Annotated in this window: 29 protein-coding genes; 28 read left to right on the top strand and 1 reads right to left on the bottom strand. The window is 33.7% G+C overall.

The genetic code is table 11. The features are described 5' to 3' along the window. Positions 1 to 3 precede the first annotated feature (3 nt). The 8 genes from BLP68_RS04715 (at position 4) to BLP68_RS04680 (ending at position 7,963) form a co-directional block, all read left to right on the top strand. A complete protein-coding gene (locus BLP68_RS04715; RefSeq protein WP_242876901.1) occupies positions 4 to 1,398 on the top strand; it encodes a two-component system sensor histidine kinase NtrB in 1,395 nt (464 codons plus the stop codon). Then, positions 1,391 to 2,749 (top strand): sigma-54-dependent transcriptional regulator, encoded by a 1,359-nt coding sequence (locus BLP68_RS04710; RefSeq protein WP_091540637.1) that lies wholly within the window; start codon positions 1,391 to 1,393, stop codon positions 2,747 to 2,749. The genes BLP68_RS04715 and BLP68_RS04710 overlap by 8 nt, the downstream gene beginning before the upstream one ends. 327 nt (positions 2,750 to 3,076) lie before the next feature. Further along, the gene (gene lgt, locus BLP68_RS04705; protein WP_091540634.1) at positions 3,077 to 3,922 is read left to right on the top strand and encodes a prolipoprotein diacylglyceryl transferase; all 846 of its coding nucleotides are present in this window, start codon (positions 3,077 to 3,079) and stop codon (positions 3,920 to 3,922) included. A 379-nt stretch (positions 3,923 to 4,301) separates the two neighbouring features. Continuing rightward, the gene (locus tag BLP68_RS04700; protein WP_091540632.1) at positions 4,302 to 4,751 is read left to right on the top strand and encodes an S-ribosylhomocysteine lyase; all 450 of its coding nucleotides are present in this window, start codon (positions 4,302 to 4,304) and stop codon (positions 4,749 to 4,751) included. A gap of 660 nt (positions 4,752 to 5,411) precedes the next feature. Then, positions 5,412 to 5,666: a hypothetical protein gene (locus BLP68_RS04695; protein ID WP_091540630.1), complete on the top strand. Its 255-nt coding sequence runs from the start codon at positions 5,412 to 5,414 to the stop codon at positions 5,664 to 5,666. Positions 5,667 to 5,796: 130 nt separating this feature from the next. Beyond that, positions 5,797 to 6,837 (top strand): YncE family protein, encoded by a 1,041-nt coding sequence (locus tag BLP68_RS04690; protein ID WP_091540628.1) that lies wholly within the window; start codon positions 5,797 to 5,799, stop codon positions 6,835 to 6,837. 55 nt (positions 6,838 to 6,892) lie between these two features. After that, entirely contained in the window at positions 6,893 to 7,321 is a 429-nt protein-coding gene (locus tag BLP68_RS04685) for a SoxR reducing system RseC family protein (protein WP_091540626.1), read from the top strand. Positions 7,322 to 7,339: 18 nt separating this feature from the next. Then, entirely contained in the window at positions 7,340 to 7,963 is a 624-nt protein-coding gene (locus tag BLP68_RS04680) for a class I SAM-dependent methyltransferase (protein WP_091540624.1), read from the top strand. 62 nt (positions 7,964 to 8,025) lie between these two features. Here BLP68_RS04680 and BLP68_RS04675 read toward each other — a convergent pair whose 3' ends face one another. Further along, positions 8,026 to 8,565 carry a lytic transglycosylase domain-containing protein gene (locus tag BLP68_RS04675; protein WP_278278194.1) on the bottom strand — a complete coding sequence of 180 codons (540 nt, stop codon included), beginning with the start codon at positions 8,563 to 8,565 and terminating at the stop codon, positions 8,026 to 8,028. 141 nt (positions 8,566 to 8,706) lie between these two features. On the opposite strand from BLP68_RS04675, the gene BLP68_RS04670 reads away from it, so the two are divergent. The 20 genes from BLP68_RS04670 to BLP68_RS04575 all read left to right on the top strand — a co-directional run bounded on the left by BLP68_RS04670 (position 8,707) and on the right by BLP68_RS04575 (position 25,052). After that, on the top strand, positions 8,707 to 9,594 hold the full coding sequence (locus BLP68_RS04670; RefSeq protein ID WP_091540621.1) for a hypothetical protein: 888 nt from the start codon (positions 8,707 to 8,709) through the stop codon (positions 9,592 to 9,594). Positions 9,595 to 9,620: 26 nt separating this feature from the next. After that, positions 9,621 to 9,977: a DRTGG domain-containing protein gene (locus BLP68_RS04665; RefSeq protein ID WP_091540619.1), complete on the top strand. Its 357-nt coding sequence runs from the start codon at positions 9,621 to 9,623 to the stop codon at positions 9,975 to 9,977. Between the two features lie 12 nt (positions 9,978 to 9,989). After that, a complete protein-coding gene (locus BLP68_RS04660; protein ID WP_242876900.1) occupies positions 9,990 to 10,409 on the top strand; it encodes an ATP-binding protein in 420 nt (139 codons plus the stop codon). A 64-nt stretch (positions 10,410 to 10,473) separates the two neighbouring features. Next, the gene (locus tag BLP68_RS04655) at positions 10,474 to 10,809 is read left to right on the top strand and encodes a DRTGG domain-containing protein (RefSeq protein ID WP_091540617.1); all 336 of its coding nucleotides are present in this window, start codon (positions 10,474 to 10,476) and stop codon (positions 10,807 to 10,809) included. After that, positions 10,809 to 11,534 (top strand): PHP domain-containing protein, encoded by a 726-nt coding sequence (locus BLP68_RS04650; RefSeq protein WP_091540615.1) that lies wholly within the window; start codon positions 10,809 to 10,811, stop codon positions 11,532 to 11,534. Before BLP68_RS04655 ends, BLP68_RS04650 begins: the two co-directional genes overlap by 1 nt. A gap of 71 nt (positions 11,535 to 11,605) precedes the next feature. Beyond that, positions 11,606 to 12,151, top strand: a complete 546-nt coding sequence (locus tag BLP68_RS04645) for an ATP-binding protein (RefSeq protein ID WP_091540612.1) — start codon at positions 11,606 to 11,608, stop codon at positions 12,149 to 12,151. A gap of 247 nt (positions 12,152 to 12,398) precedes the next feature. Continuing rightward, positions 12,399 to 13,727: an electron transport complex subunit RsxC gene (gene rsxC, locus BLP68_RS04640; RefSeq protein WP_091540609.1), complete on the top strand. Its 1,329-nt coding sequence runs from the start codon at positions 12,399 to 12,401 to the stop codon at positions 13,725 to 13,727. A 19-nt stretch (positions 13,728 to 13,746) separates the two neighbouring features. Then, positions 13,747 to 14,697 (top strand): RnfABCDGE type electron transport complex subunit D, encoded by a 951-nt coding sequence (locus BLP68_RS04635; protein WP_091540608.1) that lies wholly within the window; start codon positions 13,747 to 13,749, stop codon positions 14,695 to 14,697. Beyond that, entirely contained in the window at positions 14,690 to 15,259 is a 570-nt protein-coding gene (locus tag BLP68_RS04630) for an RnfABCDGE type electron transport complex subunit G (RefSeq protein ID WP_091540605.1), read from the top strand. The genes BLP68_RS04635 and BLP68_RS04630 overlap by 8 nt, the downstream gene beginning before the upstream one ends. A gap of 19 nt (positions 15,260 to 15,278) precedes the next feature. Continuing rightward, positions 15,279 to 15,881, top strand: a complete 603-nt coding sequence (gene rsxE, locus BLP68_RS04625) for an electron transport complex subunit RsxE (protein WP_091540603.1) — start codon at positions 15,279 to 15,281, stop codon at positions 15,879 to 15,881. Positions 15,882 to 15,894: 13 nt separating this feature from the next. Then, positions 15,895 to 16,476 carry an electron transport complex subunit RsxA gene (gene rsxA / locus BLP68_RS04620; protein ID WP_091540600.1) on the top strand — a complete coding sequence of 194 codons (582 nt, stop codon included), beginning with the start codon at positions 15,895 to 15,897 and terminating at the stop codon, positions 16,474 to 16,476. Between the two features lie 13 nt (positions 16,477 to 16,489). Beyond that, a complete protein-coding gene (locus BLP68_RS04615) occupies positions 16,490 to 17,317 on the top strand; it encodes an RnfABCDGE type electron transport complex subunit B (protein ID WP_207647869.1) in 828 nt (275 codons plus the stop codon). A gap of 291 nt (positions 17,318 to 17,608) precedes the next feature. After that, complete coding sequence (locus BLP68_RS04610; RefSeq protein WP_091540597.1) at positions 17,609 to 18,130, top strand: Gx transporter family protein; 522 nt, start codon at positions 17,609 to 17,611, stop codon at positions 18,128 to 18,130. A gap of 26 nt (positions 18,131 to 18,156) precedes the next feature. Then, on the top strand, positions 18,157 to 18,405 hold the full coding sequence (locus tag BLP68_RS04605) for a DUF4321 domain-containing protein (protein WP_091540594.1): 249 nt from the start codon (positions 18,157 to 18,159) through the stop codon (positions 18,403 to 18,405). Between the two features lie 8 nt (positions 18,406 to 18,413). Further along, on the top strand, positions 18,414 to 18,995 hold the full coding sequence (locus BLP68_RS04600; RefSeq protein ID WP_091540592.1) for a Maf family protein: 582 nt from the start codon (positions 18,414 to 18,416) through the stop codon (positions 18,993 to 18,995). Positions 18,996 to 19,009: 14 nt separating this feature from the next. After that, positions 19,010 to 19,708, top strand: coding sequence for a RadC family protein (gene radC, locus BLP68_RS04595; protein ID WP_091540590.1), 699 nt, complete (start codon positions 19,010 to 19,012; stop codon positions 19,706 to 19,708). A gap of 28 nt (positions 19,709 to 19,736) precedes the next feature. Further along, on the top strand, positions 19,737 to 20,768 hold the full coding sequence (locus BLP68_RS04590; RefSeq protein WP_091540587.1) for a rod shape-determining protein: 1,032 nt from the start codon (positions 19,737 to 19,739) through the stop codon (positions 20,766 to 20,768). A gap of 15 nt (positions 20,769 to 20,783) precedes the next feature. Continuing rightward, positions 20,784 to 21,623 carry a rod shape-determining protein MreC gene (gene mreC / locus BLP68_RS04585; RefSeq protein ID WP_091540585.1) on the top strand — a complete coding sequence of 280 codons (840 nt, stop codon included), beginning with the start codon at positions 20,784 to 20,786 and terminating at the stop codon, positions 21,621 to 21,623. A 14-nt stretch (positions 21,624 to 21,637) separates the two neighbouring features. After that, positions 21,638 to 22,135 (top strand): rod shape-determining protein MreD, encoded by a 498-nt coding sequence (gene mreD, locus BLP68_RS04580; protein WP_091540582.1) that lies wholly within the window; start codon positions 21,638 to 21,640, stop codon positions 22,133 to 22,135. A gap of 19 nt (positions 22,136 to 22,154) precedes the next feature. Then, positions 22,155 to 25,052: a penicillin-binding transpeptidase domain-containing protein gene (locus BLP68_RS04575; protein WP_091540579.1), complete on the top strand. Its 2,898-nt coding sequence runs from the start codon at positions 22,155 to 22,157 to the stop codon at positions 25,050 to 25,052. The last annotated feature ends 147 nt before the right edge of the window (positions 25,053 to 25,199 follow it).

Below are 25,199 nucleotides of genomic sequence, written 5' to 3'. Positions count from 1 at the left end.
TATTTGAAAACCAAATATAGATCAGAAGCACTTATTATCATTTTAATACTTGCCATTACAGGATTTCACTACTTTACTATGTCTGTTTACTGGCCAGTCCATGACTTTTATAGAAGGCTATATTATCTTCCGATAATTTTAGCCTCCTTTAAGTTTAGATTAAAGGGTGGCTTTTTAGCCTCCCTTGCTGTTGTATTATTATATGCTCCCCATTTAATCTTTTACTATGGTGAAATAAATATTGAGGTCATAAATCAGTTTTTAGAAGCTGGTATGTTTATGGTGGTAGGTATGATTACAGGATACTTAGTAGAAAAAGACCATAAAAAACGTATATTGCTAGAAAACCAACTTTTAAGAATGGCAAACCTAGAAAACTATACACAAAATATTCTAGACAGTTTAGATAGCTCTGTTATTGCTATAGACAGAAAACAACAGGTTTCATCAATGAATAATAAGGCCTATGATTTATTTAGTGATAAAAATCAGCTATTAAAGCTTTTATACAAAGAAAAACTTATAGAAGAATTAGAAGGTGTTATAAGTGGAGTGAAAGTGGAATTTCATAAGGAGATTATCTATTGTAATCGACAAGACAAGGATTTGAACTTATATATATCCGTATACCCGTTGAAAAATATTTCTAATTTAATTGAAGGTGTTGTAGTTGTGATTCAAGATATTACCTCATTTAAAGAGCTAGAGCAACAAGTGAGAAGAAGTGAACGACTATCGGCTATTGGACAGCTGGCTTCTGGAATCGCCCATGAAATAAGAAATCCACTAGGTATCATTAAAACAATTAGTCAAACCCTTAAGCCCGAGTTAATGGACAGTGATAATAAAGAAGCAATGGACATAATTTCTCAAGAAATAGATAGAGCAAACAAGGTAATTAAGGAGTTGTTGGACTTTGCAAAGCCTTATACCTATAAATTGGAGGTTATTCAGTTACCTATATTATTAGAGGAGCTAATGGTTTTAACAAAAAAATACGGAGAGCAAAAAGGTGTAAATATTCGATTGCAAATTAAGAGAACAGCAGAAATTAAAGGAGATCTAGATAAGCTAAAGCAAGGATTTATAAATATTATTTTTAATGCTATACAAGCAATGCCGACAGGTGGAGTTTTGGAAATCATTGCTTCAAGAGATGATGAATGGGCAATAGTACATTTTTTTGATGAGGGTGAAGGAATATCAGATGAAATTAAAGAGAAAATTTTCAATCCCTTTTTTACTACAAAGGATACTGGAACTGGCTTAGGGCTAGCTATTACTCATCGAATTATTGAAGAGCATCACGGTAAAATTAATATATACAGTCGAAAAGATCATGGAACAAATGTAGCCGTTTATTTACCTACTGCAAAGGAGGTTAACCAAATTGGGTAAAAGAATTTTAATTATTGATGATGAGAAAAATATGAGATGGGCTATAAAAAAAGCTTTAGAAAAGGAAGATTATTCAATTTATGAAGCATCTAATGGCCTAGAAGGATTAGAATGCTTTAAAAACATTGACCCCCATTTGGTACTATTAGATCTAAAAATGCCAATAATGGATGGTATGGAAACCCTAAAGTATTTAAAGGAACAAGCTGTTGAAACCCCCATTATTATGATTACAGCCCATGGTACAATGGAGTCGGCTGTGGAAGCAATGAAAATAGGTGCATTAGACTATATATCTAAACCCTTCGATATTGAAGAATTAAAGGTAATTATCACAAAGGCTATAGGAATAGGTGAGCTAAAGGATGAACTAAATTATTTTAGAAAAGAGCTGGAGCAGAGTATTGGAAAACCAATCATAGGTAAAAGCTCAGAGCTAAAACACGTACTAGAACTGGTTGAAAAGGTTGCAGAAACCAATGCTACAGTTTTAATAATGGGTGAAAGTGGTACTGGGAAAGAGCTTATCGCCAGTGCAATACATTATTCCAGTAATAGAAAGGAAAAACCCTATGTAAAAATTAATTGCGGTGCAATACCTGATAATTTAATTGAAAGTGAGCTCTTTGGTTATGAGAGGGGAGCTTTTACGGGTGCTGCAGCAAGAAAAATTGGGAAGTTTGAAATGGCAGACAAAGGGACTGTTTTTCTAGATGAAATAGGAGAGCTAAGTCAAACAGTTCAGGTGAAGCTATTAAGGGTTTTACAGGAAAAAGAGGTTGATAGAATTGGTGGAGGTCAGCCTATTAAAGTTGATCTTCGTGTAATTGCTGCCACCAATAGAGATTTAAGCTTAATGGTAAAGGAAGGTAGCTTTAGAGAAGATTTATTCTATAGACTGAACGTTATACCCATACACCTACCACCACTTAGAGAAAGAAAGGAAGACATTTCAGTTTTAATAGATTATTTTATAGATAAATATACAAAAGAATTAGGTAGAACGTCTATGAAACTAGATGAAGAAGTTAAAAACAAAATGATTAACTATCAATGGAAGGGAAATATAAGAGAGCTGGAAAATGTTATTGAAAGAATGGTTATATTATCTGATAATAATGTAATTACAAGTAAGCATTTACCAAGAGAAATATTATTTGATGAACTAAAGGATGTACAATTTACTTTACCAGAGGATGGTATTGAGTTGGATGAAATAGAAAAAAACATGATTATACAAGCATTAGAACGTACTGAACATAACCAGACCAAGGCAGCCAAATTACTTGGAATAACAAGGCACACTCTAATATATAGAATGGAAAAGCATCAAATACAGAAGGAAATATAGATAATCTGATTATATTTGCGTTGTTTTTTATTCTAACCTCCAATGCATTATGCTGTGGTCTATCTCTCAGGGGCGAATGTACTTACAATTTACTTAATTATTAAAAATCAGGTTTGTCATTAAAAACATACTTTGTCATCGGTCTGAAGCCAGAATCTATCTGGCTTTTTTTATTTGTGCGGAAACAATCAAGACATTCTAAAGCAAGAAATGCTTTTTTCTTGTGTTGACTAACACTTTTCAAAAAACTCACCACTCGAAATATTGGCACTAAACTTGCAACGTTATAGCGGAGAGTAAAATTTTAAACATCGAAGGGAGATAACTATGAAAATTTTATTTACAATAGGTGGATTTTATGTACATCTTTTTGGACTTATGATAGGACTTGGCGCACTGGCTGGTTTCTATATTGTAATTCGAGAAGCTAGAAGAAAAAAGATGGATGAAGATAAGCTGTTGAATTTAGCTATATATTGCTTCATTATCGGTGTTGTAGGAGCAAGATTGAATTATATAATTTCTTTCAATTTGCAGTATTTTTTGAGAAATCCACATGAAATATTTATGCTGCAAAATGGTGGGCTTTCAATACAAGGAGGGCTAATTGCAGGAATCATTTTTGCTCTTTGGTATATTAGAAAAAACAGAATGAATGTTGGTAAGGTAGCCGATATATATGCACCTGCAATAATTATTGGACAAGCCATTGGTAGAGTAGGCTGTGATGTATTTGGGATTGCCATGTCAAAGGAATGGTTTTGGGGTGTAAATATAGGAGGACAGCTTTTACATCCAGCCCAAATATACGAAGCAGTTCTAAACTATTTACTTTTTGGTGTGCTATGGATGAAAAGAAAGAACACAGCCTATGATGGTCAATTATTTGTTATTTATTTAATTGGATTCTCAATAAACAGGTTTATAGTTGAGTTTTTTAGAACTAATCCTTTAATATTTGGTCCTATATCAATAGCCCATATTTTCAGTGTAATTTTAGTAATAGCTTCAATTGGTTTAATGATTATTTTCAAAAAAGTGCACCAAACCCCACTAATAAGTGAGGCAAATAACACGATAGCAAAAGAGGATATTGAGTGGAGAAGCGTTGGTATTATAATCGCTATGATTATAATTTCGATAGTTTTTTATTATTACATTCACAGTATATAAAACTTCCTTATAAATAGTTGATAAAGATTACATGGTATTATGTTGTGCTTATCATACTTTAGCATGAATAAGCTATGCTATCTTATTTAAAATTTAGTAATTTAAGCCAAAAATCTAAATTACTTAGATGGGTTTTAAATAGTTGTTGAATCACCTTACTAAATGGTAGGATGATTTTTAATATAGAACTATGCAAATATAATGGAAGTAAATAAAAGAATAACTAATAGTATTATTAATAAAATAATTACGGGTAAATTTATTTATAGGTTATAATCAAAATATAGAAATAAGCATATTGACTGACAATAAAATCAATGATATATTAATACCAAGTAAAACGGTATGAATTTAATAATATGATATGGAGGGATTAATAATGAAGGTTATTGTTGAAAGCTTTACCATGGATCATACAAAGGTTAAAGCTCCATTTGTTAGGAAGTGTGGAAATATTCAGACCCCAAGGGGTGATGTAATTACTAAATATGACTTAAGATTTACCCAGCCTAATGTAGATGCAATGCCAACGGGTGCTGTGCATGCATTAGAACACCTTATGGCAGGCTATTTAAGGGAAGAAATTGAAGATATAGTTGATATCTCACCTATGGGGTGTAGAACAGGCTTCTATTTAATAAAAATTGGAGAGTCAACAGAAGAAGAAATAGCGAAGGGATTAATTGCTACATTGAAAAAGGTAATAGTATCGGATGAGATTCCTGCATTAAACCCTGTGCAATGTGGAAATTATAGAGATATGTCTTTATTTGGTGGAAAAGAATATGCAAAGGAAGTTTTAGCAAAGCTTGAAGAAATATATAAATAATTACAGTGGGTAAAGACATTGTAAAGAAATCGTTGACCAGTTAGATGGAAATATTGATGCCTTTGCATCAGGAGCTACCTTTTATGGAGCATTAAAGCTTCCAGAAAATATGTACAATGGAAACATTATTGTTGTTTTCCCCGATCAAGCAGACCGATATTTAAGCAAGGATATTTTTGGTTTGTTAAATCATAAATAATATGATAATAATGCATAATTAATTTGATTCCGGCCTATGCCGGTTTTTTTTTGTTTAAAGGGGAAGAATTATAATAAATACTTTAATAACATGAAAATAGATATGAGGTGTTTATGTGACCAGTTATATAATAATGCTTTTTAGCGCAGTTGCAATTATTGCAGGCTTTTCAGTATTTGCAATATATCTAAACAATATTATAAGAAACAGGAATAAGGAGTAGAGCTGGAGTGTCATCAACCTAAGTGCCTAAATAGGCACTTGTTTTTTACGTATTTGGCATTAAATTTGCAACCATAAATTACATAGTATATAAAACAAGCTTAAAGGAATGGAAAATAAAGAAATTTCAATTATTTAAGAATACATATTATAATTAAATGTTTATATTGTTTCTTTAAGCCTGTAGCATTTCCTACAAATGGTGTAGGATAATCAACAAAATATAAGGGGGAGTTATTTTGAAAAATGCAATGTATCCTAATTTAAGTAAAGTTATTTATGGTAAGGTCCATAGTAATTCTAGAAAAGAGATAGAAGCTTGTCCATATTGTCAATCGAAGGATTTGGGGGTATTAAGAAAATCTAAATATTTTTGTCGTAACTGTTTAGTGGAAATTGTAAGAAAAACAAATGGTGGTGTATACTTAAATCTGACTACGGTTGATGGAGTGTTAAAAAGGGTTAAGGTGGTTAGTACAGATGCTACTCAATAGGATAGTAGAAGTAAAAAAGGAAATAGAAGCGAAAAGAAGAGTCTTGAATACTTAAAGTTAAATATGACTATTGAATAACTGCTAAATATTTATAAATACATTTTAGGTAATAATAAAGGGGACAGCTAGTATGATGATGATAAAAGCTTTTTTTATTGGATCTCTGGTATTTGTTATTCTATTTATCTTTAGTTTAGCGGTTTTCAATGATTATAGAACTCCTAATGATGAAGAAACAGTTGTATATTATGCATATGTGGTTAACACAGGAAAAGGAACTATTACTGTAATTGATACAGTTACTGATACCGTAATAAATGAGATTCATGCAGGAATTGAAATTTCCGATGGTTTAGCGACTAATAGAAAGCTAGGTAAAATATATACCACCAACGCTTCACAGGATAGCTTATTGGTATTTGATGGGTATAGGTATGAGTTTTTATATTCAATTGATTTAGAAAGAAATATTCATGGGATTGACATTTCATCAGATGATCGATACTTATATTTGACTAGTGGATCACTGGAGGAAGGCCATGAGAATAACTATATTATGATATTTGACACAGAAGAAAACCAATTGGTAGTTGAGTATGAATCGGCAGCTAAGAGTCCAACCCATATTAGCTTTAGTAATGATGGAAGGTTCGCCTTTATATCTAATGTTGTTTCAAGTGATGTTTCAATTTTTGATACTGCCTTAGGAAGAACTATTAGGACAATTCCTGTTGGGCGAGTCCCAAATAATACAAAACCAGCAATGGACGACAAAAAGCTATATGTTGCAACCTTATTGGATAACAACGTTGTAGTTGTAGACCTAGAAACAAATAAAGTTATAGAAAAAATACCAGCAGGAGAAGGTACCCATGGAATAGCAGTGACAGAAGATAATCAAATGGTATGGACAACAAATCGCTTTTCATCTGATGTAACAATAATTAATACTGAAAATAAACAGGTAATAAAGACACTAAAGGCTGGCAATGTACCGAATTATGTAATTCAAGTTCCTAACAGTAATAAAATGTATGTATCTAATTATGAATCGGGAGACATTACAGTAATTGACATTTCAACATTTGAAACTATAAATACAATTTCAGTAGGAGAAAAGCCACATGAGATTGGTTTTCTACCTAAAAAATCTATTGATGTGGATAACTAAAGACAGCAATAAAGAAGGTTGAATAATTTGTTTAAATTATGAAGGTGTGATTGGAATGGATAAAATAGGAACTGTGTTGGAGCTCAAAAATGAATATGCCGTTGTAGAAATTGGGCGAGCCAATAGCTGTGGAGAAAAGTGTAGTTCTTGTAAAAGTGGATGTACTCCAACTGGTATAAAAGTAACTGCCCGCAATGAAGTAAAAGCAGATGTAGGGCAAATTGTTATACTAGAAATGGAGAAAAAAAGAGTATTAAAGGCAGCTTTTCTGATTTATATCTTACCCTTAATAGGCTTAATTATTGGAATTATTGTAGGAATGTGGGCTGGAGTAAAGTTTGAATTTGAACCATATGAAGAACTGGTAGGAATTGTATTTGGATTATTTCTTTTAACAATGGTGTATTTAGGTATAAGCAGATTTGATAAGATTGCAAAACAGGATGCATCATACGATGTAATAATAAAAGAGAAAATACTATAAAAGAAAATGGTGAATTCTATGGAAGTAAATAACACAAAAAAAATAATGAAGCGTTATAATAGAATAGCATCTATATATGATATTTTAGAGAAGCCAATGGAGAATATGGCGGTAGGAAAGTTGAGAGAAGAGATTTTTAAAGAAGTATCAGGTAAAGTATTGGAGGTAGGGGTTGGAACTGGTAAAAATATAGAATTTTATCCGGAGAATGCAGAAGTAACTGCAATAGATTTTAGCGAAAAAATGCTCAATAAAGCGCGAAGAAAAGCTAGTATTTTAAATAGGAATGTTGAGCTTTTAGTAATGGATGCAGAGGACATGAAGTTTAATGATAATACCTTTGACTATATAATTACAACCTGTGTTTTTTGCTCTATTCCTGACCCTATTAAGGGGTTTTCAGAGGTTAAAAGGGTTTTAAAGCCATCAGGGAAGATGATAATGATAGAACACGTGAGGAGTGAAGGTAAAATCTTGGGATTAGTGATGGACTTAATGAATCCAGCAGTTGTGTCTTTAATGGGAGCTAATATAAATAGAAATACCCACTTAAATGCACAAAAAAGCGGATTTGAAAATATAAAGGTTACAAAGCTATGGAAGGACATAGTGATTAAAATTGAGATACAAAATGGAAAATAATAAAGCCTGTCGATTGAGACAGGCTTCTAATTTTTTTGTTAGTTATAGGGCATTGTCATATGTTACTCTGATTTTGAATATTGCTGGTAAAAGGAAATGACCTTTTTTATGTAATTTTGTGTTTCTTGAAATGGTGGAATCCCTTCATATTTATCAACGTTTCCCGGGCCAGCATTGTAGGCGGCAAGAGCTAGATCTAAATCACCATCATAACGATTAAGCATTTCTCTTAAATAGCGAGCACCACCATTAATGTTTTCTTGGGGGTCCCAAGGATTATGAACTCCTAAGGCGGTAGCAGTGGCTGGCATTAATTGCATAAGACCCTGAGCACCTGCACGTGATAGGGCAGTTGGGTTGAAATTAGATTCCGCTCTCATTACAGATTTAATCAAATCAGCAGGTATTTGGTATCTCTGGGCAGCATTTTTAATCATACTATCCAAATTTCTAATATTAAACCCTTGGGCATCAATTTTCTCACTTAAAATTTGGTTGAAATCCATTTTACTTGGATCAGGTATGTTTAATTTTACAGGAATTCTATTTTCTATGGATTGGACCTTTTCATAAAAAATTTGATTAACCATATTTTTTATCAAAGTAAACACTCCTATAAGGAATAATTTTATTAATAACTATTATATATATAATAAGACAAGTCTTCAATAGAAAGATAACAAAATGGGATAAAAGTATTATATTTCGATGTTATGGGTTTTATATTTTATGGAGGTGTGGTAATGAAAAAGAGTCGTTTGAAGATGAATAGAAGGCGTCGCAAAAGCAATATTGTCTTGGTATTTATATTCTGTATTATATTACCAATAATGGCTATTTATATTGGGTTAAGAGTAACTGAAAAATGGGTTTCGCCAGCATTAAATATGGAATTTGAGGATGATGACTATTCTATAGATTTAGAGGACATTTTAGTGGATGATAACGACGAGGATGAAGTAAAAAACGTTGATAATGATGATGTAGAGGATGTAGAAATGTTAGTCGGTGAAATTAATTCTATGTCTATATTTACTATTCAAGTAGCAAGTCTTTCTGATAAGGATAATATTGAAAATTTAATAAACAACCTTAACCAGCAAAGACTATCATACCTGGTTTATCAAATTGAAGATAGCTTTAAAGTATACACCCATGGTTTTACTAGAAGGCCATATGTAGAGGAGAAGCTTTCGGAAGTAAGAGAAGTTTTTGAGGATGCATATATTAATGAAATTCATTTTCCGATTAAAGAGATTAAGTTTGAAAAAAATAATTATGAAAAATTGTATAAAGGAACAATTGAAAATCTTAATGATCTAATTGATATTATGGAAAAACAATCTGAAGCATGGTATAATAATTATGAAAAAGAAGGAGATATGGATATATATGTAGAATTGTTAAAAAAACAACAATCTACCCTTGATAACCTTTCGACAGATATTAATGAAAATCTGCTACCACAATCATTTCCAAGTAAAAATAATGTTGAGAAAATGATTCACTATCAGAGAAGCAATATAAATCGTTCACTTGAGATTATTGAGGAAGATGATCAGGAAAATCTATATAGGTTACACAGCCTTTATTTAGATAGTCTTTTTAGGATTGTTGAAGTTATCAAATGATAAGTACTTATGGAGGGGATTATTTAATGAATTTAAAAGAGGTAAAACAGTTACTTGATGCAGAAGTATTGGTGGGAGAGGATTCATTAGATAGAGAAGTCAAAACTGTATTCGCCTGTGACTTAATGAGTGATGTACTGGCCTTTGTAGAAGACAAGACAATTTTATTAACTGGTTTAGTAAACCCCCATACCATTAGAACTGCAGAAATGATGGATATAAATGCAGTGGTTTTTGTTCGTGGAAAAACTCCAGATGAAGAAACATTAAAGCTGGCAAGAGAAACTGGTGTAGTGATATTAACAACTAGGCATATTCTATATAATAGCTGCGGAATTCTTTATAGTAATGGACTATGTGGAGCTAACATTGTTCATAGGTAGGAAGGTGATAGGTTGAGTAATATACAATTATGTTACAATATCGAACGACAGGATTTTTCAAAGGCCGGCGAAGCTTCAAGTAATATTAAGAAGGCCTTAAGACAATTGGGAATAAACTCTGGTACAATCAGAAGAGTTGCTGTAGCAACCTATGAAGCTGAAATGAATATTATTATCCACTCTGAAGGCGGTATAATAGGTGTAACCGTTGATGTTGATAAGATAAGAATTGATGCAAAAGATACTGGACCTGGTATTGAAGATATAGATATGGCTATGAAGGAAGGTTATTCAACAGCAACACCAGAAATAAGAGAGTTAGGATTTGGTGCTGGAATGGGGTTACCTAATATGAAGAGGTATGCAGATGAGTTTAAAATTGAGTCATCTGTAGGTAATCCAACTATAATAACAATTGTAATATATCTCTAAGTATATGAAATATAATTACATTAATTAAATATTAAACTGCTAATATAGGAAAAGGGGTGAACTCATGTTAGTTAAAGAACTAATTGAAGCCTTAAATCTTGAATTAATAGCTGGTGAAGAAGGAACTGAAAATAAGATTACAGGTGTATATATAAGCGATTTATTAAGCTGGGTAATGGCAAAGCTACAGGCAGGTAATGTCTGGATAACCATCCAAACCCATGTAAATGTAGTAGCTGTCGCTCTGCTGGGGGAAGCTTCTTGCATGATTATTCCTGAAGGAGCAGACATAGATGAAAATACAATTGCAAAAGCAAATGAAGAAAAGATTCCACTTCTAAGAAGTCAATTAACAGCTTACGAGCTAGCACTAAAGATAAAAGAAGTGAGTAAAATATAATGAAAGTTGCATATGATTTTCATATCCATAGTGGATTATCTCCCTGTAGTGAAGATGATATGACTCCAAATAATGTAGTTAATATGGCCATTTTAAAAGGCTTAGATGCAATAGCCATAACTGACCATAACTCAACTTTAAATGTAGAAGCTTTTACTAAGGTAGCTTCAGATAAAAAGCTCATTATCATTCCTGGTATTGAAGTATCAACAAAGGAAGAAGTACACCTTATCGGCCTTTTCAGATCCTTAGATGAAGCTAAGGTCTTTCAAGGAATAATTGACCAAGCATTGCCTAAAACTAAGAATAATGCAAAGGTTTTTGGTAATCAACTATTATATAATGAAAAAGATGAAGTCATAGGAGAATATGATAGATTACTATTTAATGCTATATCATTAACTGTAGAAGATGTTGTAGATGAGGTTAATAGATTAAAAGGTATAGTTATACCTGCCCATATAGACCGTAATAGCTTTAGTATTCTGTCAAATCTTGGTTTTATCTCCCCTGCTTTAGGCTTGACAACTGTAGAGATAACATCAGGATGTGATATTAATTCAATTGAAGCTAAACATAAATATCTTAATAAGTATAGAAAAATAGCAAATTCAGATGCCCATAACTTAGAAGCTATTCTTGAACGACAATCTTTTTTAGATGTAAAGGAATTATCATGTGAAGAGATTATTAATGTATTAAGAAATAAAAACTTTGTCACTTGACAAAGTTTTATTTTATATTTAAGTTTGAAATGGCATGAATTTTGCATAAAAATAACAAAGAGGTGGTTGATATGAAGGAACTTGCATTACATATTCTTGATGTTGCAGAAAACTCAGTAAGGGCAGAAGCTACTGAAATTAAAATTAGTATAATAGAAGACACTGTTGTGGATATACTAGAAATTATCATAGAGGATAATGGTATTGGTATGGATAGAGAATTTTTGGACAAGGTATTAGATCCCTTCGTAACAACCCGTACTACCCGCAAGGTTGGATTAGGTCTGTCCTTATTTAAAGCAGCTGCCCAACAATGTGGTGGCGATTTAACTATAAACTCTAAAAAGGGGGAAGGTACAAAAGTAAGAGCCATTTTCCAGCATATGCATATAGATCGAGTTCCCTTGGGAAATATTACTGATACTATTATTGCTTTAATACTGGCAGATGAAAAGATTGATATAAAATATCAACATATTTATAATAACAATAAATTTTGTTTTGACACTACAGAAATTAAAAAAATCCTACAAGGGTTGCCAATTACAAATGTCGAGGTGATTTCATGGATAAAAGAACACCTTAAAGAAGGGTTAAAAGAGCTTGTTAAATATTAAATTTTATAATATTATAGTGATAATGTAGAATTATTATTTTCTAATACTAATGTGTAATTAATTTACGCTAGAAGTATGTTGAATAGTAAAAGATATATGGTATACTATTATTGCTATTAATAACTATACAGTATACAATATTTTTTTATTGTTAAATAATAATTTTTATAAAGGAAAATGCATTTTTATGTAGAAAAGATTATGATTGCTTTTCTACAAATATTATGTAAGGGGTGAAAAATATAATATGAAGTTTTTAACCTTTAAAGGAGGAGTTCATCCTCCTGAGTTTAAAGAGCCAACAGCACATCTACCAATCGAAAAAGCTACAGAGCCAAAGATTGTTGTAATCCCTTTACAGCAACACATTGGTGCTCCTTGTGAAGCAATTGTAAAAGTAGGAGATCATGTTACTGTAGGACAAAAGATTGGTGAAGCAAAAGGCTTTGTTTCTGCAAATGTACACTCCAGCGTGTCTGGTGAAGTGAAGGGTATTGAGCAGAAACCAGCAGCAGGTGGAGGGGATGTTCTCTCTGTAATTATTGAATCGGATGGACATAATGAAGTAGATCCATCTATTGCACCAAAGGGATCGATAGATAATTTATCAGCAGCAGAGATTATGGAAATAATTAAAGAGGCTGGTATTGTAGGCATGGGAGGAGCAACTTTTCCAACTCATGTAAAGCTATCACCGCCGCCAGAGAAAAAAATAGATACTATTATACTTAATGGCGCTGAGTGTGAACCTTATTTAACAGCTGATCATCGCTTGATGCTGGAATCACCAGAGGATGTTGTATATGGACTAAGGGCTATGATGAAGGCTGTTGGAGTGGACAAGGCATTTATTGGTATAGAGAATAATAAGCCGGACGCTCTGGAAGTAATGAAGAAGGCGGCTGCAGATTACGCCAATATCGAAGTTGTAGGGCTATACACTAAATACCCACAAGGTGCTGAAAAACAATTAATTTGGGCCTGTACACAAAGGGAAGTACCTTCAGGTGGACTACCAATGGAAGTTGGAGTAATTGTTAATAATGTTGGTACCGCAGCACAAATCGCTAAAACAATAAAGACAGGCATGCCATTAATTGAAAGAATAACAACTGTTTCTGGAAAGGGTATTAAAGACCCTAAAAATCTGCTAATAAAAATTGGAGTGCCAATTAAAGACGTAATAGAGCAGTGTGGTGGCTATAATGAAGAGCCTAGTAAAATTATTATGGGTGGACCTATGATGGGTTTGGCACAATATAATGATGAGGTAACCATTACTAAAGGGTCTTCAGGGCTTTTGATTTTTACTGATGGTGAAGCAAAATTACCAGATGAAATGCCATGTATCCGTTGTGGTAAGTGTGTAGAAATTTGCCCAGCATACCTTCAACCATTGCATATTAGTAATTTCGCAAGAAAAGACATGATGGAACATGCAGAAAAGTATAGAGCATTAGATTGTATAGAATGTGGATCATGCTCATTTATATGTCCATCAAAAATACCATTGCTACATGCTATTAGACTCTCAAAGAGATTTATTGTAGCTAAAAAAAGAAAACAAGGTAAGTAGATAGGAGGGAAAGAAAACAATGGTAGAAAGATTAACAGTATCTTCTTCTCCGCATATTTTATCAGAAAATAAAACCTCTAAAATTATGCTGGATGTTGTTATAGCATTGCTACCGGCAACTGTTGGTGCAATTTATTTCTTTAGAATGAATGCTGCTGTACTCATTGCTTTAGCTATTGTTACAGCTGTAGTTACTGAGTGGGGAATTCAAAAAATTAGAAATCAGTCGGTTTCAATTACAGATTTTAGTGCTGTGGTAACAGGTTTGCTACTTGCGTTAAATATTCCTGCTTCGGCTCCATGGTGGATTCCAGTTATAGGTTCTGCTTTTGCAATCGGAATTGTGAAGCAACTTTTCGGTGGAATAGGTCAAAACTTCATGAATCCAGCTTTAGCAGCAAGAATATTCTTAACTATTTCCTATACTGATAAAATGACAGACTGGAGAAGACCTATTGATTTGGTTACATCTGCAACCCCATTAAGCTATGTGAAGGATGCCACAGCAGTACCAGCAAATGCTCCTGCATTGATAGATACCTTTATAGGTAATGTTGCTGGATCCATGGGGGAAACTTCTGCAATTCTGTTGATTTTAGGTGGATTATATTTAGTTTATAGAGGTGTTATATCAATAACGATACCAGGTATATATATTGGTACTGTTGCAATATTAACACTATTATATGGACAATTTGATTTTCAATTTATGCTGTTTCATATTTTTTCAGGAGGTCTTATGATTGGTGCTATTTATATGGCTACTGATTACGCTTCATCTCCTGTAACGAAAAAAGGAAGAATGTACTTTGCATTTGGATGTGGTCTCATTACTGCTCTTATTAGAATATTTGGTGCATATAATGAGGGGGTGGGCTTTGCCATTCTACTAATGAATGTTGCTGCTCCTTTAATAGAGAAGTATACAAGCCCAAGAGTTTTTGGGGAGGTGAAAAAACAAAATGCGTGAAGTCATTAAGTTAGGACTTATTCTATTAGTTATCACATCAATAGCTGCTTTTGTTTTAGGGATCACCAATGAGGTGACACAACCTATTATTGATCAACGATTACATCTCCAAAATGTTGAAGCGATAAAGGCGTTATTGCCAGAAGCCGAAGAATTTGAATTAATTGAGGATGAAAATGTAACCAACAGAAGCTTAATTGTTGAGGCTTATATGGGGATTAAAAATGGTGAAGTCGTTGGTTATACAGTAAAAACTAACCCCAATGGGTACAATGGACGAGTTGAAGTACTGGTTGGTATTACAGTAGATGGTGAGATAGTAGGAGCTAAAATTGGTCAGCATGCTGAGACACCTGGATTAGGTTCGAAAATTGCTGATGCAGCCTATATTGGACAATTTTTCAACAAAATTGTTAGTGTAGGGTTTGGATCAACTAAGGATGTACCAACAACAGATGGTGATATTCAAGTGGTTACAGGTGCAACAGTTTCAAGTGATGCTGTTGTAGATGGAGTAAATGCTGCCGGTGCTCTCTTCGAAGAAGTCTTAGTAAACCGGTAATTTGGTGGAGGTGAAAGATGTGAAATTGGGAAGAATTTTTACAAGAGGTTTAGTTTTCGATAATCCTGTATTTGTACAATTATTAGGAATGTGTCCAACCCTAGCTGTAACTAATTCTGCTGAAAATGGAATGGCTATGGGACTGGCAACTACAGCCGTATTATTGGGTTCAAACCTTGTAATTTCATTGATAAAGGGTTTTATACCTTCAAAAATAAGAATTCCTGCTTTTATAGTTGTAATTGCAACCTTTGTTACGATGGTTGGGATGATATTAAATGCTTATTTTCCGGGCATATACGAATCATTGGGACTGTTTATACCACTAATAGTTGTTAACTGTTTAATTCTAGCTAGAGCAGAATCCTTTGCTTCTAAATCATCACCAGTTAACTCTATTGTTGATGGAATTGGTATGGGTTTAGGCTTTACTGTTGCTCTAACTATTTTGGGTATAGTAAGGGAGTTTTCAGGAGCAGGATCTATTTTTGGCTTTGCTGTTATGGGCGAATTCTTTCATCCAGCTAGGATAATGACAATGCCTCCTGGTGCCTTTTTGGCGTTAGGTTTACTTGCGGCACTATATAATAGAATTACGTCTAAAGAATTAAATGAACTTTAAGGAGGTGTAGGATTTGTCAGTAACATCTATTTTTCTATTGCTTGTTAGTTCGATATTAGTTAATAACTTTGTATTATCTAGATTCTTAGGGATATGTCCCTTTTTAGGTGTTTCAAAACAAGTAGAAACTTCCATTGGAATGGGAATGGCTGTAACTTTTGTTATGGCAATGGCAGCATTAATAACATATATTGTTCAAGTTGCTATTCTTATTCCATTAGAATTAGAATATCTTCAAACCATTGCCTTTATTTTGGTTATTGCATCATTAGTGCAATTTGTTGAAATGGTTATTGAAAAAATCAGTCCTACCTTATATCAGTCTTTGGGTGTGTTTTTACCACTGATTACAACAAACTGTGCTGTGCTGGGGTTAGCTATATTAAACATTCAGATGGAGTTAAATCTACTAGGGGCAGTTATTCACGGAATTGGCGCAGCTATAGGTTTCTCTTTGGCAATAGTTCTATTTGCAGCCATTCGTGAAAGACTTGAGCTTTACAATGTACCGGAGGTTTTTAAAGGCTTTCCGATAGCATTAATTACGGCGAGCTTAATGTCATTGGCTTTCATGGGATTTGCTGGATTAGTGTAAAGGAGGGATTATTATGAATATACAAGCGGTTGTTTATCCAATATTAGGCTTAGGTGGTATGGGACTGCTTTTCGGAGCAGGACTGGCTTATGCCTCGCAAAAGTTTTCTGTTGAGGTTGATCCTAAGGCTATTGCAATAAGAGATGTTTTACCTGGAGCCAACTGCGGTGGTTGTGCATATCCAGGATGCGACAGCTTTGCTAAGGCTGTAGCTAAGGGAGAGGCGCCTGTTACAGGTTGCCCTGTTGGTGGAAATGAATGTGCAATGGCTGTGGCAGAAATTATGGGTGTCGAAGCAACAGAAGGTGTTAAAAAGGTTGCTAAAGTAATCTGTAATGGTGACACAGTTAAATGTAAAGAAAAATTTGAGTACGAAGGAATAGAAGATTGTGTTGCAGCATCTATGATTGCTGGAGGCAGCAAATCCTGCCAATATGGATGTTTAGGGTTAGGTACCTGTGTAAGGGCTTGTCCATTCGATGCTATTGAAATAATTGATGGTCGCTTAGTAAGAATTATACCGGAGAAATGTACAGCCTGTGGCAAATGTATAGAGGTTTGTCCTAAAAGCGTTATAGATATGGTACCTTATCAGCAGGATGTAGTAATAGCATGTAATAATAAAGAGACAGGTAAGGTTGTAAGACAGAAATGTAGCGTAGGCTGTATTGCTTGTAAAATTTGTGTTAAAGCCTGTCCATATGATGCTATAGACTTTGAAAATAACCTTGCCTTTATAGACTATGAGAAGTGCACTAATTGCTTTGTTTGTGTAGAAAAGTGCCCTACTAATGCAATAGAAGGGAACTTTGAAAGAAGAGAAAAGCGAAGAGAGCAGTAATAATCAATTTAAATGGAGGGCTCTTGGAGCCCTCTTAATTATACTCGAAATAGGTTTCAGTTTATATAAATAGCTAAGATTTACTACTTGTAAGATGAAATATTTAATGTTAAACTTTTAATGATTGAAACTATGAATATCGAAAATAATAAATTTTTATAGTAAAGTTTGCTAGAAAATATGATAAAATAAGTTGTTAGGGTATGAGAATATTTCTTAGAGCAAATTTTGTAGAATGTTACTTAAAAATGACAACAATAAAATTCATATAAAATAGAAAGCGTGATAAAAATGAATACTAAAAAACTAGTGCAACTTGCAATGTTAACTGCTTTAGGGTTAGCTCTTCATATTCTTGAAACATTCATACCAAATCCCTTTATGGGGATTGCACCTGGGGCAAAGCTTGGACTTGCAAATATCATTGGACTAATTACACTAGTACTATTTGGGTTTAAATATGCACTATCGATTAATCTTTTGCGAAGCTTGCTTGGTGGATTAGCCACAGGGGCTATTACTTCCATGATGTATAGTATGGCAGGTGCTCTTGTTAGCACCTTCTTAATGTGGCTAGTATATAAATATATGAAAAAATACTTTAGCTTAATAGGGGTTAGTGTATTTGGTGCATTAGGTCATAATATTGCTCAACTAACAGTTGCAGCACTTATAATTAATAATATTCGCATTTTTAGTTATTTACCGGTTATGATGCTTGTAAGTATAGCTACAGGTATTTTTATAGGAATTACTGCAAACTTCACAATAAATAAAGCATTAATTCATTTTAAAGATAGTATAGGCACATAACATTTGTTTGATTTGGAGGATTGTAAATGAAAAATTATAAAAATCCATGGATTCTAATTCTACTGATAATTACTGGTGTGGTGCTTGGAACCTTAATTGGAAATGCATTAGGTAAAACAATACCACTATTATCTTATGGGCCAGAACCAATGGGATTGAAAAATCTTGAAGTGAATTTGAATATCATATATTTTCATGTAACTCTATTAGTTCATATTAATGTAGCCAGTTTAATTGGATTGTTATTGGCTGTTTTAATATTTAATAGATTGTAGGTGAATGAATGAAAAAAATTATTTTAGCCTCCAATTCTCCAAGAAGAAAAGAACTATTGTTAAATCTAGGGTTAGAATTCCAAGTAGTTGTCAGTAATTTTGATGAGTCTTTAATTAACTGTGCCAATCCAATAGAGTTGGCAGAAAAAATTGCTTATCAGAAGGCATTAAGTGTTAGAAGGAATGTTTTAGATGATGCTATAATTATTGCGGCAGATACAATTGTTTTTCATGATAAGCTTATGGGAAAACCAATTAGCGAAAAAGATGCCTATAATATGCTAAGGGAACTATCAGGCAAATGCCACAAAGTAATAACAGCCTTCTCATTATTATGTAGCAGCTCAAATATTGAGATTGTTGAACATGAAATAACAAAGGTATACTTTAAAGAGTTATCCGATGAAGAAATCTGGTCCTATATTTCCACAGGTGAATTTATGGATAAGGCAGGTGCCTATGGAATACAAGGAAAGGCTGCTTTATTTGTAAGCAGAATTGAAGGGGATTATTTTAATGTAGTTGGATTACCTTTATATAAGCTAAATCAGGCTATGAATAAAAATTTCAATTTTAGCCTATTAAAGTAACATAGGAGATACTTATGAGTTCATATGGATATAAAGCAACAATAAAAAACTTGCCACCTGATGAACGACCAAGAGAAAAGCTCTTAGCATACGGGCCTAGAAAATTATCAAATGCAGAACTTTTAGCTATTCTTTTGGCAAAGGGATCTAAAGAACAATCTGCTATTTCACTTGCAGAAGCCATATTGTCCTATAATAAGGAGGGCATGAGATTTCTTACCGACTGTACTGTTGAAGAACTTAGCTCTATTAAAGGAATTGGACTGGCAAAATCGTCACAATTAATTGCAGCAGTAGAACTTGGAAAGCGTATAGCATTAGCAACAAAAGTTAATAATTATAAAATAAAGAGTCCAGAAGATGTCGTTGATTTGCTGATGGAGGAAATGCGTTATAACAAAAAGGAGCATTTCAATATTTTACTTCTTAATACTAAAAATGAATTAATCGCAGAAGAAAATATTTCGGTTGGCAGCTTGAATGCTTCTATTGTTCATCCAAGAGAGGTTTTTATTAGAGCCATTAAAAGAAGCTCATCAGCAATTATACTGGTACACAATCATCCAAGTGGAGATCCTTCTCCCAGTAGTGAGGATATAAGCATTACTAAAAGATTAATAGATGCTGGCGATATTTTAGGTATTAAAGTATTAGATCATATAATAATAGGTGATGGTGTTTTTACTAGTTTAAAGGAAAAATCATTGATGTAATTGCAGAATATAGGAAGGAGCAATAAACATGGGAATATTCAATTTTTTCTCTAAAGATATGGGGATAGACTTAGGAACAGCTAATACACTGGTATATGTAAATGGTAAAGGAATTGTACTGAGGGAGCCTTCAGTTGTAGCAATACAAAACGATACTAAAACTGTACTTGCAGTTGGTGAAGAAGCAAAGAAAATGATAGGTAGAACACCAGGAAACATTATTGCAGTAAGGCCAATGAAGGATGGAGTCATTGCTGATTTTGATGTAACTCAAAGTATGTTAAAATATTTTATAAGGAAGGCATATGCTCGTAAAACATTGGTTCAACCAAGGGTGGTAGTATGTGTTCCTTCTGGTGTAACAGAGGTTGAAAAAAGAGCTGTAGAAGAGGCGGCTTATCAAGCTGGTGCCCGAGAAGCCTATTTAATAGAAGAACCAATGGCAGCAGCAATTGGTGCAGGTTTACCTGTAGAGGAGCCAACAGGCAGTATGGTAGTTGATATCGGTGGGGGTACTACAGAGGTTGCAATTATTTCATTAGGCGGTATTGTAACAGCTAAATCTATTCGTGTAGGTGGAGATGAGTTAGATGAGTCCATCATGCACTATATAAAAAGAGAATATAACCTAATGATTGGGGAACGAACAGCTGAGGATGTAAAAATTACAATCGGATCAGCCTTTCCAAAAACAAAGGAAGAAAAAATGCCTATTAGAGGTAGAGACTTAGTAACTGGATTACCTAAAACCTTAGAAATAACCTCTCATGAAATTATGGAGGCATTAAAGGAGCCAGTTAGTCAAATTATTGATGCTATTAAGTTTACATTAGAAAAAACACCTCCTGAACTGGCGGCGGATATAATGGAAATGGGTATTATGCTTACAGGTGGTGGCGCTTTACTTGATGGATTAGACAACTTGGTTAGAAAAGAAACTGGAATGCCTGTACGTATTGCAGAGGAGCCTTTGGATTGTGTTGTTTTAGGAACTGGTAAGACAATAGAAGAGCTTGATACACTTAAACGGGTATTAATAACACCAAAGAAACTAGGATAAAGTTGGTGAATAAATATGTCCAAAAGAGCTAAAAAGGATAGAACTGCAATGATAGTGGCAATTAGCGCTATCATTCTCATTATTGTTATGGGTGTTACTACTGGACAAAGAGATGACATTACTTTTGTTGAAAAATGGGTAGGGAACATTATATCACCTGTACAAGGTGTGTTTAATAGTGGAGTAACTGCAGTTGGAGAGAATTTTAGTCGGATAATTAATATAGGCAAAATTAGTAGAGAGAATGATGAATTGCGAATAAAGGCAGAGGCTCTTGAAAAAGAAGTGATTTCTCTAAGATTAAATAGGGATGAATTAGAGGAATTAAGGGGCTTAAAATATGCATTAGGATATATAGATGACGAAGCTAAATATGAACCAATAACTGCTAACATCATTGGTAAAACTCCAGGAAATTGGTTTAACACCTTTACAATTAGTGTAGGAGAAAAGCATGGCATTACTAAAGATAGCATTGTACTAGCTTCAAATGGACTAGTAGGTAGAGTATTTGAAGTTGGTGGTAATTGGGCAAAGGTAGTAGCTATAGTTGATAACGACAGCTCTGTAAGCTTTCAGGTATTAAGAGACAACAAAACACAAGGGATCATATCTGGAAGCATTACCAATGAACTTTCAGGTTATGTGTTTGATCCGATGTCGGAGGTAATGGTAGGTGACAAATTGGTTACTACAGGCATTGGTATATATCCTGAAGGTATTTTAATAGGAGAGGTAAAGGCAGTAGAAAAATCTGGCAATCAACTATTAAAAACAATTGAAGTAGAGCCTGCTGTTAATTTTAGACGATTAACAAAGGTATTAGTGATGCGGGCTAATAGTTTAGCTGAATAAAAGGGGAAAAAAAAGTGAAAGCATTAATAATCGGGGTTATTATTGTCATAAATTTAATATTCCAATCTACCTTACTTCAATATTTTAAAATATATGATGTACTACCTAATACAGCCCTAATTTTAGTAATATCATTGGCTATATATAGTGGTAAAAATAAAGGTGCAATAATTGGATTTTTTGTAGGTATTTTACAGGACATAATTTTTGGAAGAATTATTGGATTAAATGCTATGATTTTTATGGTTACAGGCTACACAGTAGGGTCTATAAATCGAAATCTATTTAAAGACAATCTAATTGTACCCTTTACTTTAACTGCATTAGCCACGGGGTTTTACGAAGTTATAAACATGCTTTTAATATTTTTACTGGGGTATCGTATTGAACTCTTTAATGTTTTTAAAAAGATGTTATTTATAGGAGTACTATATAATTCTATTTTTTCCGTAATTATATACATTTATGTATCAAAATTGTTTAGATCAAGAGTAATGAAAAAAAGATATTAGTATAGGAATGATGATGCCTATGTTATTGAAAAAATTGAATGATCGCTATACAATTACGATAATCACCTTTTTCTTGATAATTGCTATTATCATTTTTAGATTAGCGTCTATAATGATAGTTGAAGGTGAAACATATCGTGAGTTGGCGGAAAATAGAATTTTTAAAAGCATTCCTCTGAGTGCTCCTAGGGGAGAAATTCGTGATAGATATGGTAGATTGCTGGCAGGCAATAGGCCCAGCTATACTATACAAATTATGAAAAATGAAATTGTAGATGAAAAGATTAATGAGGTTGCATTAAATATAATTCATATTTTAGAGTTAAATGAAGATAGGTACAATGATGAATTCCCAATTGTCATTAATGAAGAAGGGGAATATGTATTTATTTTTGATGAAGAAGTAGAGGCGTGGAAAAGAGCAAATGAATTACAGGATGTAGAAACAGCAGCTGAAGCGTTTTTTATAATAGCAGAGGCCTACAAATTAAAAGAGATTGAAGATTGGATGATTTTGCATGGTCTTCAAGATGTAGGGCAGGCGGCAAAAGTCTTTGCCCTGTGGGTACATGATGAAAATCATCAAGATGAGGTAAATACTTTAGGGTATGATGTTCAACAACAGTTAATTCAACACTTATCTATTCCAATTTCAATACGAACTTGGAAGTTTACTGAACAAATGAAAAAAGAAAATTGGTTAGAAAGCCACAGAATAACTGAGTTAGACATAAGTGCAGAGGATGCATTTTTTGATGTAAGAGATAATATTTATAAAGTACCTGCTGATCATTCATTAGCTGATGCTAGAAAAATAATGGTTATTAGAGAACAATTGAGAAAACAGGGATATCTTCAATACCAGCCCGTAAGAATAGCATATGATATTTCCCGTGAATCGGTTGTTCAAATTGAAGAGAATATTATGGATCTGCCTGGGATAAGGGTTGATGTAGAACCAATTCGATACTATCCTGAAGGACAAACTGCTGCCCATATACTGGGTACTTTAGGTAAAATTTCTCAACAATCTGAAATTGATAGATTTATTAATGAGCTAGGATATGCACCTGGAGATATTATTGGAAAAACTGGAGTAGAGCATAAATTTGAGGAGTACTTAAAGGGTAAGGATGGTTATCAGAAGGTAATAGTCGATTCTAAGGGAAGGCTTATAGAAGTACTAGAAAAGGTAGATCCAATACCAGGGAATACTCTGTATCTTACAATTGACCTTAATTTGCAGAAAAAAACCGAAGAATCAATGAAGGATGTTTTGGAAACAGTTCAAGTAGGCGGTGTATATGAAACCCAATGGGGAAGTAATAGATTGGTGGGCACAAGTGGACCGATGAAAAATGCTACATCTGCATCAACTGTTGTTACAGATGTTCATACAGGTGAGCTTTTAGCTTTAGCTAATTACCCATCGTACGATCCAAATTTGTTTGCAACAGGAATTAGTATGACCGACTGGCAAAGCTTAATCCCAGAAAACGAAAGGGACCTTCTTGCACCAAGACCCTTAACTAATATTGCCTTAAGTACTGCAATACAACCGGGATCCACCTATAAAATGATTGTAGGCTTGGCAGCATTAGAGCAAGGATTAAGCCCCAATTATAGAATATTAGACCGTGGATTTATTCAAATTGGTGGACACTCCTTTGGAAACTGGAGATGGAATATGTATAGGACCACATCTGGATATCAAAATATGTATGAGGCCATCGCTGATTCAAATAATTTTTATTTTTATTCTCTAGGGACAGGCCGTGACTATGGAGCCAACAGAAATCTACCAGTGCCAATGAATGTAGATAAAATGATAGACTACACATTGCGATTTGGGTTAGATGAAAGAACAGGTATTGAGATAGATGTACCACGAGAGCGTTCGGGAGGAGTGCCGAGCCTTGAGAGTAAAACTACTACTATTAAAGCCCTACTAAGAAGGCATTTGACGCGACTTATTACATTAGATGATCTAGATGAAACTAAGGTGGAGGTAAACAACGAAACAATCGATGGAATTATTGAGGAAATTGTCGGTTGGACAGAGGAAAACCCATCTAGGGGTGTACTCTATAATAGAATAGTAGACTTAGGGATTAAATCTGATAAAGCAAATTTATACACTGATATAGTAAAATACAATTATTTCATTCAAGCCGAATGGAGTACAGCTGATACAATGAATTTCTCGATCGGACAAGGGGAGCATTCCTATACACCGATACAAATGACCAGCTATATGATGATTCTAGCAAATGGTGGTTATCGTTACCAAACCAGTCTGCTTAATAAAATTCAAAGCAATGATGGAGAAGTTATTTTAGAGTCTCCACCTGAATTAATTGAACGGATACCCTTGAATGATTATAAAAACTTAGAACATATTAATAGAGGTATGTATGAGGTTTCAACTGGAATTGGAACTGCTAGAAACTATTTCAATCGATTTCCTATAGATGTAGCTGTTAAAACAGGTACAGCTCAACGTTCAGGAAAAATACCTCCATTAGATGAGGTGGAATATCTTAGAAAGCACTTTGGCAATTTTGGAGTAAATGAAGCTGCTGTTGAGGCTAAAATGCAAGAAATGAAGGAAGAAAATCCTAACGATGTTATGTATAAGGATGATATCTTTGTGATGAGGGAAGCTATTAAAAAGCTAAATCCTCGAATCAAAAACGTTGACTTAGACAAATTCAAAGAGGATTATGGAAATTACGCATGGTTTACTGGTTTTGCTCCATATGAAAACCCAGAAATAGCAATTTCAGTTCTTATTTTCCAGGGAGGCTCTGGTGGGTACGGAGCTCCAGTATTTAGAGAAATTGTTGCAGAGTATATGGGTTTAAACTTAGAGGGTGATGAGAAGACCAATGTTATGGGGAACTATATGACGAGATAACTATAAAGCAATGAGTAATGAGTAATGAAATGAGGGAAAAAGCAATAAGTAATTAGTAATGTGAAATGAGTAATGAAAAAATCAACTAAAAATTTGGGGTAAGCTGTATGCCGGCAAATGAATGGGATTATATGTAGGGGGTGACGA

Origin of the sequence: Alkaliphilus peptidifermentans DSM 18978, assembly GCF_900101495.1 — a bacterium.
Classification (GTDB): domain Bacteria; phylum Bacillota; class Clostridia; order Peptostreptococcales; family Natronincolaceae; genus Alkaliphilus_C; species Alkaliphilus_C peptidifermentans.
This window is presented reverse-complemented; position numbering and strand designations above follow the sequence as displayed.

Coding starts and splice junctions, on each gene's coding strand:
- lgt (WP_091540634.1), top strand. CDS start 3,077: ATGAAAATTTTATTTACAATAGGTGGATTTTATGTACATCTTTTTGGA.
- BLP68_RS04700 (WP_091540632.1), top strand. CDS start 4,302: ATGAAGGTTATTGTTGAAAGCTTTACCATGGATCATACAAAGGTTAAA.
- BLP68_RS04690 (WP_091540628.1), top strand. CDS start 5,797: ATGATGATGATAAAAGCTTTTTTTATTGGATCTCTGGTATTTGTTATT.
- BLP68_RS04685 (WP_091540626.1), top strand. CDS start 6,893: ATGGATAAAATAGGAACTGTGTTGGAGCTCAAAAATGAATATGCCGTT.
- BLP68_RS04680 (WP_091540624.1), top strand. CDS start 7,340: ATGGAAGTAAATAACACAAAAAAAATAATGAAGCGTTATAATAGAATA.
- BLP68_RS04670 (WP_091540621.1), top strand. CDS start 8,707: ATGAAAAAGAGTCGTTTGAAGATGAATAGAAGGCGTCGCAAAAGCAAT.
- BLP68_RS04665 (WP_091540619.1), top strand. CDS start 9,621: ATGAATTTAAAAGAGGTAAAACAGTTACTTGATGCAGAAGTATTGGTG.
- BLP68_RS04655 (WP_091540617.1), top strand. CDS start 10,474: ATGTTAGTTAAAGAACTAATTGAAGCCTTAAATCTTGAATTAATAGCT.
- BLP68_RS04650 (WP_091540615.1), top strand. CDS start 10,809: ATGAAAGTTGCATATGATTTTCATATCCATAGTGGATTATCTCCCTGT.
- BLP68_RS04645 (WP_091540612.1), top strand. CDS start 11,606: ATGAAGGAACTTGCATTACATATTCTTGATGTTGCAGAAAACTCAGTA.
- rsxC (WP_091540609.1), top strand. CDS start 12,399: ATGAAGTTTTTAACCTTTAAAGGAGGAGTTCATCCTCCTGAGTTTAAA.
- BLP68_RS04635 (WP_091540608.1), top strand. CDS start 13,747: ATGGTAGAAAGATTAACAGTATCTTCTTCTCCGCATATTTTATCAGAA.
- BLP68_RS04630 (WP_091540605.1), top strand. CDS start 14,690: ATGCGTGAAGTCATTAAGTTAGGACTTATTCTATTAGTTATCACATCA.
- BLP68_RS04615 (WP_207647869.1), top strand. CDS start 16,490: ATGAATATACAAGCGGTTGTTTATCCAATATTAGGCTTAGGTGGTATG.
- BLP68_RS04610 (WP_091540597.1), top strand. CDS start 17,609: ATGAATACTAAAAAACTAGTGCAACTTGCAATGTTAACTGCTTTAGGG.
- BLP68_RS04605 (WP_091540594.1), top strand. CDS start 18,157: ATGAAAAATTATAAAAATCCATGGATTCTAATTCTACTGATAATTACT.
- BLP68_RS04600 (WP_091540592.1), top strand. CDS start 18,414: ATGAAAAAAATTATTTTAGCCTCCAATTCTCCAAGAAGAAAAGAACTA.
- radC (WP_091540590.1), top strand. CDS start 19,010: ATGAGTTCATATGGATATAAAGCAACAATAAAAAACTTGCCACCTGAT.
- BLP68_RS04590 (WP_091540587.1), top strand. CDS start 19,737: ATGGGAATATTCAATTTTTTCTCTAAAGATATGGGGATAGACTTAGGA.
- mreC (WP_091540585.1), top strand. CDS start 20,784: ATGTCCAAAAGAGCTAAAAAGGATAGAACTGCAATGATAGTGGCAATT.
- BLP68_RS04575 (WP_091540579.1), top strand. CDS start 22,155: ATGTTATTGAAAAAATTGAATGATCGCTATACAATTACGATAATCACC.